Annotated in this window: 16 protein-coding genes; 9 read left to right on the top strand and 7 right to left on the bottom strand. The window is 66.5% G+C overall.

Translation table 11 applies throughout. From position 1 onward, the window contains the following. The first annotated feature begins 261 nt into the window (after window positions 1-261). The 6 genes from BM031_RS03120 to BM031_RS25435 all read left to right on the top strand — a co-directional run bounded on the left by BM031_RS03120 (window position 262) and on the right by BM031_RS25435 (window position 4752). On the top strand, window positions 262-1191 hold the full coding sequence (locus tag BM031_RS03120) for a LysR family transcriptional regulator (RefSeq protein ID WP_091870946.1): 930 nt from the start codon (window positions 262-264) through the stop codon (window positions 1189-1191). Continuing rightward, complete coding sequence (locus BM031_RS03115) at window positions 1188-2096, top strand: LysR family transcriptional regulator (protein ID WP_091870943.1); 909 nt, start codon at window positions 1188-1190, stop codon at window positions 2094-2096. Before BM031_RS03120 ends, BM031_RS03115 begins: the two co-directional genes overlap by 4 nt. 279 nt (window positions 2097-2375) lie before the next feature. After that, window positions 2376-2627 (top strand): phosphoribosyl-dephospho-CoA transferase MdcG domain-containing protein, encoded by a 252-nt coding sequence (locus BM031_RS03110; RefSeq protein WP_091870941.1) that lies wholly within the window; start codon window positions 2376-2378, stop codon window positions 2625-2627. Then, on the top strand, window positions 2615-3535 hold the full coding sequence (gene mdcB / locus BM031_RS03105) for a triphosphoribosyl-dephospho-CoA synthase MdcB (RefSeq protein WP_229408464.1): 921 nt from the start codon (window positions 2615-2617) through the stop codon (window positions 3533-3535). The genes BM031_RS03110 and mdcB overlap by 13 nt, the downstream gene beginning before the upstream one ends. A gap of 1 nt (window position 3536) precedes the next feature. Then, window positions 3537-4466 (top strand): ACP S-malonyltransferase, encoded by a 930-nt coding sequence (locus BM031_RS03100; protein WP_091870935.1) that lies wholly within the window; start codon window positions 3537-3539, stop codon window positions 4464-4466. 145 nt (window positions 4467-4611) lie between these two features. Then, window positions 4612-4752: a hypothetical protein gene (locus tag BM031_RS25435; protein WP_177207642.1), complete on the top strand. Its 141-nt coding sequence runs from the start codon at window positions 4612-4614 to the stop codon at window positions 4750-4752. Window positions 4753-4835: 83 nt separating this feature from the next. Here the strand turns inward: BM031_RS25435 and BM031_RS25430 are convergent, their stop codons facing one another. Continuing rightward, window positions 4836-4997, bottom strand: coding sequence for a hypothetical protein (locus BM031_RS25430; RefSeq protein WP_177207641.1), 162 nt, complete (start codon window positions 4995-4997; stop codon window positions 4836-4838). A gap of 127 nt (window positions 4998-5124) precedes the next feature. Here BM031_RS25430 and BM031_RS25425 point away from each other — a divergent pair, with 127 nt between their 5' ends. Beyond that, on the top strand, window positions 5125-5289 hold the full coding sequence (locus BM031_RS25425; RefSeq protein ID WP_177207640.1) for a hypothetical protein: 165 nt from the start codon (window positions 5125-5127) through the stop codon (window positions 5287-5289). Between the two features lie 9 nt (window positions 5290-5298). Here BM031_RS25425 and BM031_RS03095 read toward each other — a convergent pair whose 3' ends face one another. The 3 genes from BM031_RS03095 to BM031_RS03090 form a co-directional block, all read right to left on the bottom strand. Beyond that, window positions 5299-6324 (bottom strand): serine hydrolase domain-containing protein, encoded by a 1026-nt coding sequence (locus tag BM031_RS03095; protein WP_177207639.1) that lies wholly within the window; start codon window positions 6322-6324, stop codon window positions 5299-5301. A gap of 213 nt (window positions 6325-6537) precedes the next feature. Next, window positions 6538-6684 (bottom strand): hypothetical protein, encoded by a 147-nt coding sequence (locus BM031_RS25420; protein ID WP_177207638.1) that lies wholly within the window; start codon window positions 6682-6684, stop codon window positions 6538-6540. Window positions 6685-6687: 3 nt separating this feature from the next. Then, on the bottom strand, window positions 6688-7845 hold the full coding sequence (locus tag BM031_RS03090; RefSeq protein ID WP_091870930.1) for a GNAT family N-acetyltransferase: 1158 nt from the start codon (window positions 7843-7845) through the stop codon (window positions 6688-6690). Window positions 7846-7941: 96 nt separating this feature from the next. On the opposite strand from BM031_RS03090, the gene BM031_RS03085 reads away from it, so the two are divergent. Together BM031_RS03085 and BM031_RS03080 are read left to right on the top strand one after the other, a co-directional pair. After that, the gene (locus BM031_RS03085) at window positions 7942-9990 is read left to right on the top strand and encodes an NAD(+) synthase (protein WP_091870928.1); all 2049 of its coding nucleotides are present in this window, start codon (window positions 7942-7944) and stop codon (window positions 9988-9990) included. Window positions 9991-10030: 40 nt separating this feature from the next. Next, complete coding sequence (locus BM031_RS03080) at window positions 10031-10369, top strand: P-II family nitrogen regulator (RefSeq protein ID WP_091870925.1); 339 nt, start codon at window positions 10031-10033, stop codon at window positions 10367-10369. A gap of 24 nt (window positions 10370-10393) precedes the next feature. On the opposite strand, the gene BM031_RS03075 is transcribed toward BM031_RS03080, so the two are convergent. The 3 genes from BM031_RS03075 to BM031_RS03065 all read right to left on the bottom strand — a co-directional run bounded on the left by BM031_RS03075 (window position 10394) and on the right by BM031_RS03065 (window position 14031). Beyond that, window positions 10394-10999 carry a trimeric intracellular cation channel family protein gene (locus BM031_RS03075; RefSeq protein WP_091870922.1) on the bottom strand — a complete coding sequence of 202 codons (606 nt, stop codon included), beginning with the start codon at window positions 10997-10999 and terminating at the stop codon, window positions 10394-10396. 68 nt (window positions 11000-11067) lie between these two features. Further along, the gene (locus BM031_RS03070; protein ID WP_229408462.1) at window positions 11068-13257 is read right to left on the bottom strand and encodes an ATP-binding protein; all 2190 of its coding nucleotides are present in this window, start codon (window positions 13255-13257) and stop codon (window positions 11068-11070) included. A 105-nt stretch (window positions 13258-13362) separates the two neighbouring features. Next, on the bottom strand, window positions 13363-14031 hold the full coding sequence (locus BM031_RS03065; RefSeq protein WP_091870916.1) for a Smr/MutS family protein: 669 nt from the start codon (window positions 14029-14031) through the stop codon (window positions 13363-13365). Window positions 14032-14038 lie beyond the last annotated feature (7 nt).

Here is a 14038-nt window from a genome sequence, read left to right as displayed (position 1 = left end):
ATTTTTGATAGCGGCATGCGTTCAGGTTTTCGCATGCTGAGCAGTGTGCCTTGCTTGGGTTTGCTTCGATAGTCAACAATCGCCCACCCCTTTGTGCAAAAATGCACAGCTCGCTGCACCAGTGCTGTGCGTGGGGCGCCGGGGCGGATTGTCGGTACGCGCACCGAATCTGCGCGGCCGCAGGGGCAATGCGTCAAATGATTGCAGGGGGAATGTGCACTGGTGCACAATATGTCATCTTGATATTAAACAAGTTGCCCAATGAATACGCTGCCTGAATGGACCGACCTGCGTTTCTTCCTGGAGCTGGCACGCGCCGGCACCCTGTCCGGCGCCTCGCGCCGGCTGGAGGTGGAGCACACCACCGTGGCGCGCCGCATCGACCGCCTCGAATCCCAGTTGGAGACCACGCTGTTCGACCGTTCGCGCGAAGGCTACGAGCTGACCGAGGTCGGCCAGGCGCTGCTGCCGCATGCCGAGGCGATGGAAGGGGCGGCGCTGGCCGCGGCCGAGCAGATCGGCGGAGCCGAAGTGGCGGCCCACGGGGTGGTGCGGCTCGGGGTGCCGGAAGTGTTCGGCGTGCGGGTGGTGGCGCCGCTGCTGGCTACTTTGCTGGACCAGCATCCCGACCTGTCGATCGACCTGCTGGCCCTGCCCAGCTTTGCCAACCTGGCCAACCGCGAGGCCGACCTCGGGGTGACGATGGACGCCCCCACCACCGGTCGCTACATGGTGACCCGGCTGGCCTCCTTCCACTTCTACCTGTACGCCTCGCCGATCTACCTGGCCAAGCACCCGCCGATCCGTACCCAGCAAGACCTGGCCGGGCACGACTTCGTCGACTACGTGCAGGACCGGCTGGCCAGCCGCGAGCTTTCCTACCTGAACGAGCTGGGCTTCACCCCACGGCGGCGCATGTGCTGCTCGGGCATGACGGCCCAGCTGGAAGCCGCCTCGCTCGGCATGGGCCTGATGATGGCCCCGCCGTACGCGGTGCCGGACAATGGCAGGCTGGTGCGGGTGCTGCCCGGTTTCCAGGCCGAGCGCGCGTTCTGGCTGGCCGCGCCCACCGACCTGTACCGGCTGCGGCGGGTGAAAATCGTGTGGGACCTGCTGCGCGAATGCGCGGAAAGCCACCCCGACCTGTTCGTGCAGGGCGGCGCGCCGCATCCCTTGCAGAGGCTGGCATGATCACCCGCATCAGCGAAGACATCAGCTTCCGCAAGCTGGAAGTCCTGCTGGCCTACATGGAGGGCGGCAACCTGAACGCCGCCGCGCGCATGCTCGACATCAGCGCGGTCAGCGTGCACCGCGCCCTGCACTCGCTGGAAGAGGCGATGAGCTGCCAGCTGTTCAGCCTGCAGGGCCGCAACCTGATCCCGAACGAGGCCGCCCAGGTGCTGGCCGAGGTCAGCCGCGACGTCCTGAAACTCATGGCCGACGGCATCGCCGCCACCCGCTCGGCGGCCGGCTATTCGGCCGACCACCTCAAGATCGGCTCGCTGTATTCGCTTACCACCGGGATCATCCCGAAAGTCATCCTCGGCATCAAGCTGCGCAAGCAGGAACTCGAGACCGAACTGGTGCTGGGCTCGAACGCCGACCTGCTGCACAAGCTCAAGCAGAATGCGATCGATGCAGCGCTCATCGCCATTCCCGAGCCCGATCCCGAGGTGGAGTCGATCGCGCTGTTCGAGGACGAAGTGTTCTTCGCGGCGCCGGCCGGCTCGCCCTATGCCGGCATGGAAGAAGTCGACCTGCACGATTGCGCCAACGAGAAGTTCGTGTGCCTGCGGGATGGTTTCGTGACCTTTTCCGGCTTCCAGGAGGCGTTCCGCATCGCCGGCTTCGCGCCGACCATCGTCACGCGGGTGGGGGATATCTTCTCGCTGATGAACCTGGTGGGGGCGGGGATTGGCTACACGCTGCTGCCGGGGCGGGTGCGCGGGGCGTTCGGCGACAAGGTGCAGCTGATTCCGTTAAAACCCGACTACGGGATGCGCCAGACCATCGGGCTGAGCTTCTTGCGGGTACGGGAGCGGGATCCGAATCTGCTGGCGCTGGCGGCGGTGTGCAGGATGCTCAAGCATGGCTGACCACTAAGCGCAAAACCGTCGTAACGTGAATCGATAGTCGTTACCCGTGAGACCGTCGTACCGGCGAAGGCCGGTACCTAATTTTGTCGCATACCGCTTGCGCGTGAAGTAAGTGGCTGCGCTACGGAATAGGGCGGAACAATGCCAGTGGCATTGTTCCGGCCTGCGCCGGTACGACGTTCATAGATACGTGGCCGCGGCACGGGGCGGTGGCACGCGACGATGGTTTACGTTTACCCCCGATAGTTCCGCTGAAAGTAAACATCCGCCCCCGAGCGCCTGCTGCTGCGTCCGCAGAACCGCGAACAGCTGGCGGCAGGGCTGGCGCTGCTGGCCCGGCACGCGGAGAAGCTGCCGCTTGACGGCGAAATCGTGTTCGCGGACGGACGTGCGGTAGCCTGGAAAGAGCTGCACGCGGCCTTCGACAGTGCACCGGGCACGCGGGTGCTGGCGAAAGGGCTGGACCGGGTGGCACTGGTCGCGCCAGATGACCTGATCGCGACGCTGGAAGGGCAGGCATGGCTGAACTGACGATGCACGGCCACGCCGCCAAACCCGCCTGGGCGCCGGTCGGCCGGCCTTCCGACCTGTCCGGCGCCGGCGCCGGCCGGGCATTCTGCCAGCAGGTCGCGCGCCTCGCGGTGCGCAGCCTGCATGCCGAGCTGGCCCTGTACCCAAAACCCGGGCTGGTCTCGCTGGTGGACAACGGCAGCCACACCGACATGGACGCCGCCACCTTCATGCGCAGCATGTTCGCGCTGCGCCGCTACTTCCTGCGCATCGTGGCGGCCGGCATGCAGGACGCGTCCTTCCATGAACTCAAGCGCCTGGGCATCGAGGCCGAAGCGCGGATGCTGCGCGCAACCGGCGGCATCAACACCCACCGCGGCGCCATCTTCTGCCGCGGCCTGCTGTGCGCGGCCATCGGCCACTGCCGCGCGCAGGGCATCGCGCTCGAGCCAGTAAACATCCAGGCCACGCTGCTGGCAAACTGGGGCCGCGAACTGGGCGCCCACAGCGGCGACGTCCACGCGCATTCGCACGGTGTCGAGGCGCGCCAGCGCTACGCCGCCAGCGGCGCGCGCGAAGAGGGCGCCCGTGGCTTCCCCTCGGTGTTCGGGGTCGGCCTGCCGGCGCTGCGCCGTGCGCTCGCGGCCGGGCGCGCGCTGCGCGAGGCGCGGATCGATGCGCTGTTCGCCCTGATGGCGCACATCAGCGACACCAACGTCTACCACCGCGGCGGCTCGGGCGGTGCGCTGGCGGTGCGGCGCCAGGCCCGCGCCTTCATCGCGCGCGGCGCCACGGCGGCGCCCGACTGGGAAGCGCGCGCGCTGGCCAGCCACCGCAGCTTCAGCGCCGCGCGCCTGTCGCCGGGCGGCGCCGCCGACCTGCTGGGGGCGGTGTGCCTGCTGCAGTCGGTGTGCGACGGGGCGCCCTAGCATGGCGGGCCGGCTCGTCATCCTGTGCCCGGGGCAGGGCACCCAGCATCCTGGCATGTTCGACATGGCGCGCAGCGATCCGGCCGCCGCCCGCCTGCTCGACGACTGGTTCGCCGATCCCGCACTGGCGGGACCGCTGCGGGCCGCAGTGGAAGGGCCGGCGCGCTTTGCCAACGCGGTGGCGCAGCCATCGATCGTCGCCGCCACGCTGGCCATGTGGACCGCACTGGGCGCAGCAGGGGCGCAAGCGGCGCTGGTGGCCGGCTACAGCATCGGCGAGCTCGCCGCCTACGGCGTGGCTGGCGCGCTCGCCCCTGTGGACGCCGTCAAGCTGGCCATCGAGCGCGCCCGGCTGATGGACGCCTGCGCGGCGGGCGGGCCGCCCCAGGGCATGGTCGCGCTGTCCGGCCTGCCCGATGGGAGTGTCGACACACTGTTGCGCCGCTGCGGTTTCCACGCCGCGATCGTCACCGGCGACGACGCGCTGGTGGCCGGCGGCCCTGCCGCGCAGCGCGACGCGCTGGCGCAGGCCGCCGTTGCGGCGGGTGGCCGGGCCACGGTGCTGCCGGTGGAGGTGGCGTCGCACACGCCCTTGCTGCAGGGCGCGGTGGAGCCGTTCGCGGCAGTGTTGGAACAACAGCGCTGGTCGGCGCCGGCGTTTCCCGTCCTGTCGGGTATTTCGGCCGAGCCGGTGCACGGGGCAGGCCGCGCGGTGGGCGACCTGTCGCGCCAGATCGCCGAGCCGATCCGCTGGAAAGATTGCATGGACGCTTGCAGCGAGGCCGGCGCGACGGTGGCGCTCGAACTCGGGCCGGGCGCCGCCCTGTCGCGCATGTTGCAGGCGCGCCACCCGCAGATCGCTTGCCGTTCCGTTACCGAATTCCGCTCGCTGGACGGGATACGCTCTTGGCTAGGGAGGCAGCTCGAATAACATTCATCAATCGTATGTCTGGTATTGCCAATCGGAATTGGAAAGTTGCCCGGCTCGCCTATATAACAGTGACATAGGATCGCATTCGCGGTCGCATTGTTACCGTTGGCCTTGCTGTTTTTGCAAGGCAATAGAGGAGTCGCACATGAAGAATTTCCTGAACACCGTCGCCCGCGTGCTGCTGGCCACCGCCAATGGCCGCGCCCTGAATGTCCTGCGCAAGCAGGCCGAGCTCGCCAAGCCTTTCCACGTCGAGTTCCGCTCGAACGCCGGCGGCTGGAAGTAAGCCAGCCTGCAAAACGAGAAGGGCCGGATCCGCATTGCGCGCATCCGGCCCTTTCTTCGTGGGCGGCGCCTTGCTCGCGCGCCCTATGAACCGTTGTAGCCTGCGATGAACCCGCGGATCAAATCGTTCATGCCCAGGCTGAGGACGAAACAGACCAGGGCGGCGATCGCCAGGGTGCGGTCTTTTTTCTTCTGGCTGATCACCAGGAGAACCAGGCCGGTGATGAGGAGGGTGGAAGCGAGCATGTGATGTGAGCCGTGGGGTGCGCCAGGTTGCAAACCAGTGATTCTAGCGGGCGGCGCAGGCCGAATGTGCGCGCATTCCCACGAACCGGCCGACATGCCACCCGATCGCCCTGCGTGGAAATTGTTGATGCACGCCACCACCCTCGGTTTCAAGCGCGATCGCGACCTCGACGCGATCGACGGCGTCGCCTACGGCCGCTACGTGCTGCCGGCAGCAGGCCTGCAGGCGGCACTCGACCAACTTCGCAACTTCGGGGTCAGGTCTGACATTTGGACACGAGCTCGGCAGTAGGTGGGTCCGTCAGTACCAGGCCTGCACTTCCGAGATCAGCTGCTTGCTCAATACTTCATTGTCGCCGCCAAAGCGGTCGCCGTTATGCAGCGTCACCGCGATGATCCCCGAGTCGACATCCATCTCGAGCTGGCTGTAGAAATTGAAGATGTAGCCGCCATGCCCGACCAGGTGCTTGCCATTCACCATGCGCACCCAGGACCCGAGACCGTAGCCGGTCGCTTCGCCATTCGGCAGGACGACACTGGCGTTCATGCGCCGCACGCCCTCCGGCGGGACGAGTCTCCCCGCCTGCAGCGCCAGCATGAACGCCGCGAGGTCGTCGACCGTGCTCACCAGCCCACCGGCCGCATGCAGGTTGTTGCTGGCAAGCAGCCAGGCAGGCGCGGGGCCGCTGCGGTAGCCCGTCACCAGGCCCGGTATGAGCTGCTTGTCGGTGCCTTCCCGCGTATGCGCCAGCCCAAGCGGCTTGATGATGCGCTGGTCAAGGAAATCGAAATACGCCCGGCCCGACACCTTCTCGATCACCATGGCGAGCAGGTTGTAGCCGGTATTGTTATACGTGAACCTGGTCCCCGGAGCGTACTCCAGCGCCCGCCCGCGCACCGGCGCCACCAGTTCTTCCAGCGTGTGGTCCAGCCGCGCCGTGGTGCGCCAGTAGCCCGAATCCATCGACAGGTTCGGGATGCCGCTCGTATGCGCCAGCAGGTGCTCGATCGTGACCTTGTCCCAGTGACGCGGCGCGTCCGGCAGGTAGCGGGTGACCGGCGCATCGAGTGCCAGCTTGCCCTCGTCGACCAGCAGCATGACCGCGGCAGCGGTGAACAGCTTGGTCGTCGAGCCGATGCGAAACACGTGTTCCGGCCGCACCGGCACACCCAGTTCGACATTCGCCATCCCATACGCCTTGCGCAGGATCGGCCTGCCATCCTTGACGACCAGCGCGGCAACGCCCGGCAGCTCCGGCTTGAAACGGGCCGCGATGATGCTGTCCAGCGATTGCACCAGCCCCGCAGGTTCATTCGGGGCCGCCATGACGGACAGTGGAAAACACAGCAGCAATCCCAATCGTTTCATAGCATCCGCAGTGGTTAGTGAAGTCGCATTGCCCACCACATTAGCACGGCCCAGGCCGCCAAAAACACATGCATTCCCACCACCCAGTCAACTTCGGGGTCAGGTCTGACATTTGGACACGATCTCGGCAGTAGAGGGGGGCTAGTGGTTTTCCCGGCCTGGCTTTGCAACCTAGCCATTGCTCTGATCCGATAGCTTGTCTTGCTCCAGCAAGGCCTCGATGCCGGTCACCTGGTCGAGCGCCTTGGCCAGTGCGCCGATGCCGTCGGCACCCACTTTCGATGCCGAAAACAGGCTAACGGACGAGGCCGTGTCCAAATGTCAGACCTGACCCCGAAGTGGTGGTGGAGAGCGGAAGGGGGTTCGCTCGGTGAGCTCGTCCATGTAGTCGTCGATGCCGCCGGCTTCGCGTTCCAGGAAGCGTTCGATGGCGTCGGCGAACGCGGGGTGGGCCAGCCAGTGGGCAGACCAGGTGCGGGTGGGCAGGAAGCCGCGCGCCATCTTGTGCTCGCCCTGGGCGCCGCCCTCGAACGCCGCGATGCCTTGTTCGATGCAGAATTCCAGCGGCTGGTAGTAGGAGGCTTCGAAATGCAGGCAGGGTACGTGTTCGAGTTCGCCCCAGTAGCGGCCGAACAGGGTGGTGGCGTTGTGGATGACGAGCGAAGCGGCGATGTCGCGGCCGTCGCGGCTGGCGATCACGAGCAGGATGTTGGCCGGCATGGCCGCGCCGATGCGCTGGAAGAAATCCAGGTTCAGGTAGGGCGTGGAGTGGTGGGCCCGGTAGGTGTGGCGGTAGCAGCGGTTGAACAGGATCCAGTCGGATTCGAGCGCATCCACGCCGCGTACGCGGCGCAGCGTCACGCCGGCCTCACGCACCTTGCGCCGCTCGGCGCGGATGTTCTTGCGCTTCTTGGCGTCGAGCGTGGCGAGGAAGTCGTCGAAGCTGGCGTAGCCCTGGTTCAGCCAGTGGAATTGCACCCCGCTGCGCAGCAGGAAGCCGGCGTCCTTCAGCTGGCGTGCGTGCGCTTCCGGCGGGAACAGGATGTGGGTCGACGACACCTCGGTACCGGCCTGGGTCGCCACCAGCACCTCGATCAGTGCGGCGCGCGCGGCGTCGTCGACCGCCAGCAGGCGAGGGCCGGCCACCGGCGTGAACGGGATCGCGCACAGCAGCTTCGGGTAGTAGTCGAGCCCATGGCGCTGGTAGGCGTCGGCCCAGGCCCAGTCGAACACGTATTCGCCGTACGAATGCCCCTTCACGTACAGTGGCAGGGCGGCCGCCAGCGTGTCGCCGTCGAATAGCGCGATGTACTGCGGCTGCCATCCGGTCTCGGGCGCGGCGCTGCCGGATTCATGCAGCGCGTGCAGGAAGGCATACGACAGGAAGGGGTTCGGATTGTCCTGGGCGCCCACCAACCCATCCCAGCGAGCCTGCTTGACCTCGGAGAGAGAAGAAACGATATGCGTGCGATAATTCAAAATTACTTCCGTAGCTAACGAATTGATAAATTCCGGCCCTGCGGACCGTTGTTTTCGGGAAGCCCCAGCGCTTGCTGTCACGCGAAAGACCTACCAATGAACAACCGCTTCTTCAACCTCTACACGCACCACTTCGCGCGCGTCGCGGTGGCGATCCCGCGCTGCCGCATCGCCGACCCGGCCTTCAACGTCCAGCAGACGCTCAGCCTTGCGCGCCAGGCCGCCGACCAAGGTGCGGTGCTGGCGGCCTTCCCGGAACTGGGCCTGTCCGCCTACAGCTGCGACGACCTGTTCCACCAGCGCGCACTGCTCGACGCCTGCCTCGACGGCCTGGCCACCATCGTCGAGGCCTCCAGGGCGCTGCCGATCGCGCTGGTCGTCGGCCTGCCCTTGAAGGTGAATCACCAGCTCTTCAATTGCGCGGTCGTCGTGGCCAATGGCCGCGTGCTCGGCGTCGTGCCCAAGAGTTTCCTGCCTAATTATGGCGAGTTTTACGAATCCCGGCAGTTCAGTGCGGCCGATTGCGCGGCGGTGGACAGCATCGACCTGTTCGGCGCGGCTGTTTCCTTCGGTCCGGCGCTGCTGTTCGAGATCGAGAACCTGCCGCTATTCCGCTTCCACGTCGAGATCTGCGAAGACGTCTGGGTGCCGATCCCGCCATCCTCGTTCGCCGCCATGGCCGGGGCCACGGTGCTGGTGAACCTGTCCGCTTCCAACGTCGTGGTGGGCAAGAGCGGCTACCGCCACCAGCTGGTCAGCCAGCAATCGGCGCGCTGCCTCGCGGCCTACCTGTACACCTCGGCCGGCCGCGGCGAATCGACCACCGACATGGCCTGGGATGGCCAGTCGCTCATCTACGAAAAAGGCGATTTGCTGGCCGAATCCGAACGCTTCAGCGACGACTCGCACGTGATCTTCGCCGACGTCGACCTGGACCGCCTGTCCAACGAACGCATGCACGCGACCACCTTCGCGCAGTCGGTGCGCCGCCATGCGGACGAGGTGGCGAAGTTCCGCCTGGTGCGGTTCGCGCTCGCGCTGCCGCTCGAGCGCGACATGCCGCTGGCGCGCACGGTCGAACGCTTCCCCTACGTCCCGGCCGACGCCGCGCGCCGCGACGAACGCTGCCTTGAAGTCTACAACATCCAGGTGCAGGCGCTGGTCCAGCGCCTGTCCGCCACCGGCATCCAGAAAGTCGTCATCGGCGTCTCGGGCGGGCTCGATTCGACCCACGCGCTGCTGGTGTGCGCTCGGGCCATGGATCGCCTGAACCTGCCGCGCACGAACATCCTGGCCTACACCATGCCGGGCTTCGCGACCAGCGAGCGCACCCTGAAGCAGGCCAACGACCTGATGGCGGTGGTGGGCTGCAGCGCGCAGCTGATCGACATCCGCCCGAGCTGCATCCAGATGCTCAAGGACCTCGGCCACCCGTACAGCGAAGGCAAGGCGGAGTACGACATCACGTTCGAAAACGTGCAGGCGGGCGAGCGCACCAACCACCTGTTCCGGCTGGCGAACTTCCACAATGCGATCGTGATCGGCACCGGAGACCTGTCCGAGCTGGCGCTGGGCTGGTGCACCTACGGCGTGGGCGACCATATGTCGCACTACAACGTGAACGCCAGCGTGCCCAAGACCCTGATCTCCTACCTGGTGCGCTGGGTGGCCGAGACCGGCGCGGTGGTGCAGGATGGCGCCGACGTGCTGCTCAAGATCCTTGACACCGAGATCAGCCCGGAGCTCGTTCCCGGCGGCGCCAACGACAGCAAGCCGGCCCAGTCCACCCAGGACGTGATCGGCCCCTATGAGCTGCAGGACTTCAACCTGTATTACATCCTGCGCTTCGGCTTCAAGCCGAGCAAGGTGGCCTTCCTGTCCTGGTGCGCCTGGCATGACCGCGAACAGGGCAAGTGGCCCAATGCGGCGCTGGCGCGCAACCAGTACGGGCTCGGTGAGATCAGGAAGAACCTGGGTATCTTCCTGTGGCGCTTCTTCAAGACCAGCCAGTTCAAGCGCAGCTGCGTGCCGAACGGTCCGAAAGTCGGCAACGGCGGCTCGCTGTCCCCGCGCGGCGACTGGCGCGCGCCGTCCGATTCCGAGGCCACGGTCTGGATGGACGACCTGAAAAATATTCCCGATTAATCCCGTTTACATGAAAACTGTTAAGCCAAAAGGACAAGAAATGAAACAGATTACCTGCGTGATCAAGCCCTTCAAACTCGACGAAGTGCGCGAGGCGCTGGCCGACGTCAACGTCACCGGCCTCACGGTCACCGAAGTGAAGGGCTTCGGCCGCCAGAAGGGCCATACCGAGCTGTATCGCGGCGCAGAATACGTGGTGGACTTCCTGCCGAAGGTGAAGATCGAAGTGGTGGTGGACGACGCCATGGCCGAAGGCGTGGTCGACGCCATCATCAAGGCCGCGCGCACTGGCAAGATCGGCGACGGCAAGATCTTCGTGCAGAACGTGGAGCAGGTGATCCGCATCCGTACCGGCGAGACCGGCGCGGACGCGGTCTAGGACCGTGCCCGGGCGGGTGGGCCCTTAGCGGCCCATCCGCAAATCGAACTTCCAGGTAATCAAGCGCAGCCCGCTGATGAGCAGCGCGCTGGACCACAGCGCAAAATCGTGCTCCACGCCGTACTTGCCCATCAGGAGGAACATCCAGTTCCCGAGGAAGGCGCAGATCGCATAGGGCTTCCCGTCGCGGAAGACCATCGGCACCTCGTTGCAGACGATGTCGCGCAATACCCCGCCAAAGATCCCGGTAATCACGCCCATCATCGACGCGATGAAGATCGGCATGTTCGCGTCCAGCGCGGCCGAGGTGCCGGCGATCGAGAACAGGCCTAGCCCCACCGCATCGGCAATCACGATCAGGCGCTCGGACACGATCTGGCGCAGGGTGCGGATCAGGGGCGAGGCGACCAGGGCCAGCACGAAGATCAGGATGGCGTATTCCTGGTGGATGACCCAGAACAGCGGGCGGCGGTCGAGCAGGATGTCGCGCAGGGTGCCGCCGCCGAAAGCGGCGATGAAGGCGACCGTGAAGACGCCCACCAGGTCCATGCGTTTGCGCCGGGCTTCGATGAAACCCGAGAAGGCGCCGACCAGGATGGCCATGATTTCGATGAACTTGATGAGGGTCATGCGCTAAGGAAGAGCGGGAAGTGTTGCTAGATTACCATGCGGCATGCCCTACATCCCCCGCAACGCCATCAGGCCGTTTGCAGCAACGGCAAGCGCACCGAAAAAATCACCTCCCCACCCTCGTGGCGATACGCGATATCCCCATGGTGCTCGCGCACGATCTGCTGCGCGATGTACAGGCCCAGGCCCATGCCGGTGCGGTTGCGCGGGTTGTTCAGCGACGCCCGCTTGAAGGGGTTGAACAGCGTCGCCACCATCTCCGGTGCGATCTCCCCGCCGGCATTGCTGACGTCGACCACCACCTCCTTGCCCTCTACCTTGACGCACACCCGCACCGGCTTGCCCGCTTCGCCATGGTGGCGCGCGTTGCTCAGCAAATTGGACAGCACCTGGGCCAGGCGCCCGCTGTCGGCGTTGACGGTGGCCGGCGCGTCGCAGGCCAGTTCAAACGGGATCGCCGGGTAGGCCATGCGCGCTTCGTCGATCAGGTCTTCCACCAGCTCGGACAGGTTCACCGGCCCCAGCGCCACGCCCAGGCCGATGCCGCCGTCGATGCGGCTCATGTCGAGCACCTGGCTGATCATGCGTTGCATGCGGCTGGTCGAGGACTGGATGCGTTTGCCCAGGGTCGGCTGGCTGTGGCCTTTTTCCAGCACCATGCCGGCCATGTTGATCGAGTGGAGCGGGTCGCGCAGGTCGTGGCCGAGCATCGCGAGCAGCTGCGCGCGCGTGGCTTCGGTCTGGGCGCGGCGCGAGGTCATCACGCGCACTAGTTCGGCCTGGGTCAGGCGGGCATTGGCCAGCACCGTCGCTTCCCACGGCTGCGCGCGCCCGCGCACGGTCTCGTGCCAGGCGTCGAAGGAGCCGCGCGGAGTCAGGCGCTCGCCCAGCGGGCCGAGGGCCGTGGTCTTTTCCGGGCGGCCGCCCCAGGCCACCTGCTCGATCTGCTCGACGCGCAGCACGACGATCCAGCCCGCCCCGGCCGGGTCGTAGGGCAGGGCGAGCATGCCGACCCACTTGCCGAGCCGGGCGTGCAGCTCGGCTGGCCAATCTGCCAGCGACTCGCGCACCACCATCTCGTGCCCGTTCTCCGGCAACGAGGCGAGGATGGCGTCGGCGAGACCGGGCGGCAGGTCGCCGCGCGCCTGCAGCTTGCCGTAGTAGGCGGCGACCAGCGCCTGGCCGTGGGCGGCGGCCATCAAGCCGTCGGCATGGCGGCCGAAGGTTTCCAGCGGGTCGTCGTCGAGCAGCAGGTCTTCGATCAGCTTGGAACGGGTCGAGGCGGCACTTTCCACCAGCTGGCTTTCCAGGCGCGCTTCGATGCTGTGGATGGTCGAGCCGATCACCTGCGCCAGCACGTCGGCCGCCATCCGGATCGCGTAGGGCACCAGCCGGCGCGCCATGTGGTGGCAGGCGATCAGGCCCCACAGGCGGCCGTTGATCACGATCGACACGCTCATCGACGCGCCCACGCCCATGTTCTTCAGGTACTCGACGTGGATCGGCGAGACGCTGCGCAGCACCGCATGGCTCATATCGAGCGGCAGCGCACCGGGCGCGCCCAGCATGGGCACGGCCTGGTAGTCGACGTCGACGATCGAGCGCAGGGTATTGAGGATGTACAGGCGGCGCGCCTGGGCCGGGATATCGCCAGCCGGGTAGCGCTGGCCGAGGTAGGGCGTGAGCTCGTCGCGCCGGCTTTCGGCCACCACGTCGCCGCTGTCGTCGGCGCGGAAGCGGTAGGCCATGACGCGGTCGAAGCCGGTGAATTCGCGGATCTGCGTCACCGCGCTGGCCAGCAGGGCGTCGATGGTCTTCTGGCGGCGCAGGCGGTCGATCGAGCCATGCGCCTTCACGGCGAACAGCGCCACTTCGTCGGCGCCGACCTCGCGCTGTTCGAATTCGGCGACCACCCGGTCGAAGCCGGCATGCACGATGCAGTCGAAATCGGCCCCGCCGATCGACACCGGCGCCACCGAGGGGGTGGCGTCCAGGTCGCCCGCGCCGGCGAATTCGCACAGCAGTTCAAGCGCGGCGGCCGGCAGGGCCAGCGCGGTGAAGTGAGTGCCGGGGATGAGGTCGATGTCTAGCAGGGTGGCGGCGTTGGCGCTCCAGCCTTCGAGTGCGCCGCCGGCGGTGAAGAAGAGGAGGGCGCCGTGCGGCTGGATCGAGCCCGGGATGTGGATGGGCTCGTCAGCGCAGGAGAGGAGGTCGACCTGGCGGCCGTGCTCCATCGGAATCACGGAAGTACCCTTCAATTCGCCCCCTAGCCCTTCTTGTTATTGCCGGCAATGGCCGAGCGAGCATATTTTACATGGAATACATGTTTGCAGACGCGCCAGGCGGGCGTGCCGGACACGGCTTCAGGTGTCGAGGGCAGGGCGCAGCAGCACGATCAGGGCGCCGTGACCGCCATCTTTCTTGCCGGCAACGCAGAAAGCGACAGCTTCGCTTTTCTGCACCAGCCAGCTGTGCACGATCCCGCGCAGCACCGGTTCGCCCTTGGGCGAGCCGTAGCCGATGCCGTGGATGATGCGCACGCAGCGCACGCCGCGGCGGTTGGCTCGGTGCAGGAAGTCGGTGACGGCGTCGCGCGCGCCGTCGCGGTCCAGGCCATGCAGGTCGAGTTCGTCCTGCACCGGCCAGTGGCGCTTGCGCAGTTTTTTCACGACGTCGGGGCCGACGCCGTCCTGGGCGTAGCTGAGGGTGGGGTCTTCGTCGAGCAGGCCGTCGACGTCGAACAGGTCGGACAGCGATTCGCGCAGCACCGCTTCGGTTTCTTCTTCCTCGGTGCGGGGAGTGCGGTCCTGGAAGGCGCGCTCGGAGGCCACGTACACCGGGCGGTACACGTAGCGGTCGGATTCGGGCAGCTTGTGCACGCCTTCGACCGCGCCGCGGAATTCCACGGCGCGTTCGCTGGCGATGCGCTCGCGCTTCTCGCGCGCCGCCTGTTCGATGGCGCGCAGGCGCTCGTCTTCCTTGAGCTTGTCGCGCAAGCCCTTCAAATCCGAAAAGTCTTTCATGCCCGCCATCGTGTTA

Source organism: Massilia yuzhufengensis, from assembly GCF_900112225.1.
Classification (GTDB): Bacteria; Pseudomonadota; Gammaproteobacteria; order Burkholderiales; family Burkholderiaceae_D; genus Telluria; species Telluria yuzhufengensis.
This window is presented reverse-complemented; position numbering and strand designations above follow the sequence as displayed.

What these genes read in the sequence shown, in the direction of transcription:
- BM031_RS03120 (WP_091870946.1), top strand. Translation starts at nt 262, where the DNA reads ATGAATACGCTGCCTGAATGGACCGACCTGCGTTTCTTCCTGGAGCTG.
- BM031_RS03115 (WP_091870943.1), top strand. Translation starts at nt 1,188, where the DNA reads ATGATCACCCGCATCAGCGAAGACATCAGCTTCCGCAAGCTGGAAGTC.
- mdcB (WP_229408464.1), top strand. Translation starts at nt 2,615, where the DNA reads ATGGCTGAACTGACGATGCACGGCCACGCCGCCAAACCCGCCTGGGCG.
- BM031_RS03100 (WP_091870935.1), top strand. Translation starts at nt 3,537, where the DNA reads ATGGCGGGCCGGCTCGTCATCCTGTGCCCGGGGCAGGGCACCCAGCAT.
- BM031_RS25435 (WP_177207642.1), top strand. Translation starts at nt 4,612, where the DNA reads ATGAAGAATTTCCTGAACACCGTCGCCCGCGTGCTGCTGGCCACCGCC.
- BM031_RS25430 (WP_177207641.1), bottom strand. Translation starts at nt 4,997, where the DNA reads ATGCTCGCTTCCACCCTCCTCATCACCGGCCTGGTTCTCCTGGTGATC.
- BM031_RS25425 (WP_177207640.1), top strand. Translation starts at nt 5,125, where the DNA reads ATGCACGCCACCACCCTCGGTTTCAAGCGCGATCGCGACCTCGACGCG.
- BM031_RS03095 (WP_177207639.1), bottom strand. Translation starts at nt 6,324, where the DNA reads ATGGCGGCCCCGAATGAACCTGCGGGGCTGGTGCAATCGCTGGACAGC.
- BM031_RS03085 (WP_091870928.1), top strand. Translation starts at nt 7,942, where the DNA reads ATGAACAACCGCTTCTTCAACCTCTACACGCACCACTTCGCGCGCGTC.
- BM031_RS03080 (WP_091870925.1), top strand. Translation starts at nt 10,031, where the DNA reads ATGAAACAGATTACCTGCGTGATCAAGCCCTTCAAACTCGACGAAGTG.
- BM031_RS03075 (WP_091870922.1), bottom strand. Translation starts at nt 10,999, where the DNA reads ATGACCCTCATCAAGTTCATCGAAATCATGGCCATCCTGGTCGGCGCC.
- BM031_RS03065 (WP_091870916.1), bottom strand. Translation starts at nt 14,031, where the DNA reads ATGGCGGGCATGAAAGACTTTTCGGATTTGAAGGGCTTGCGCGACAAG.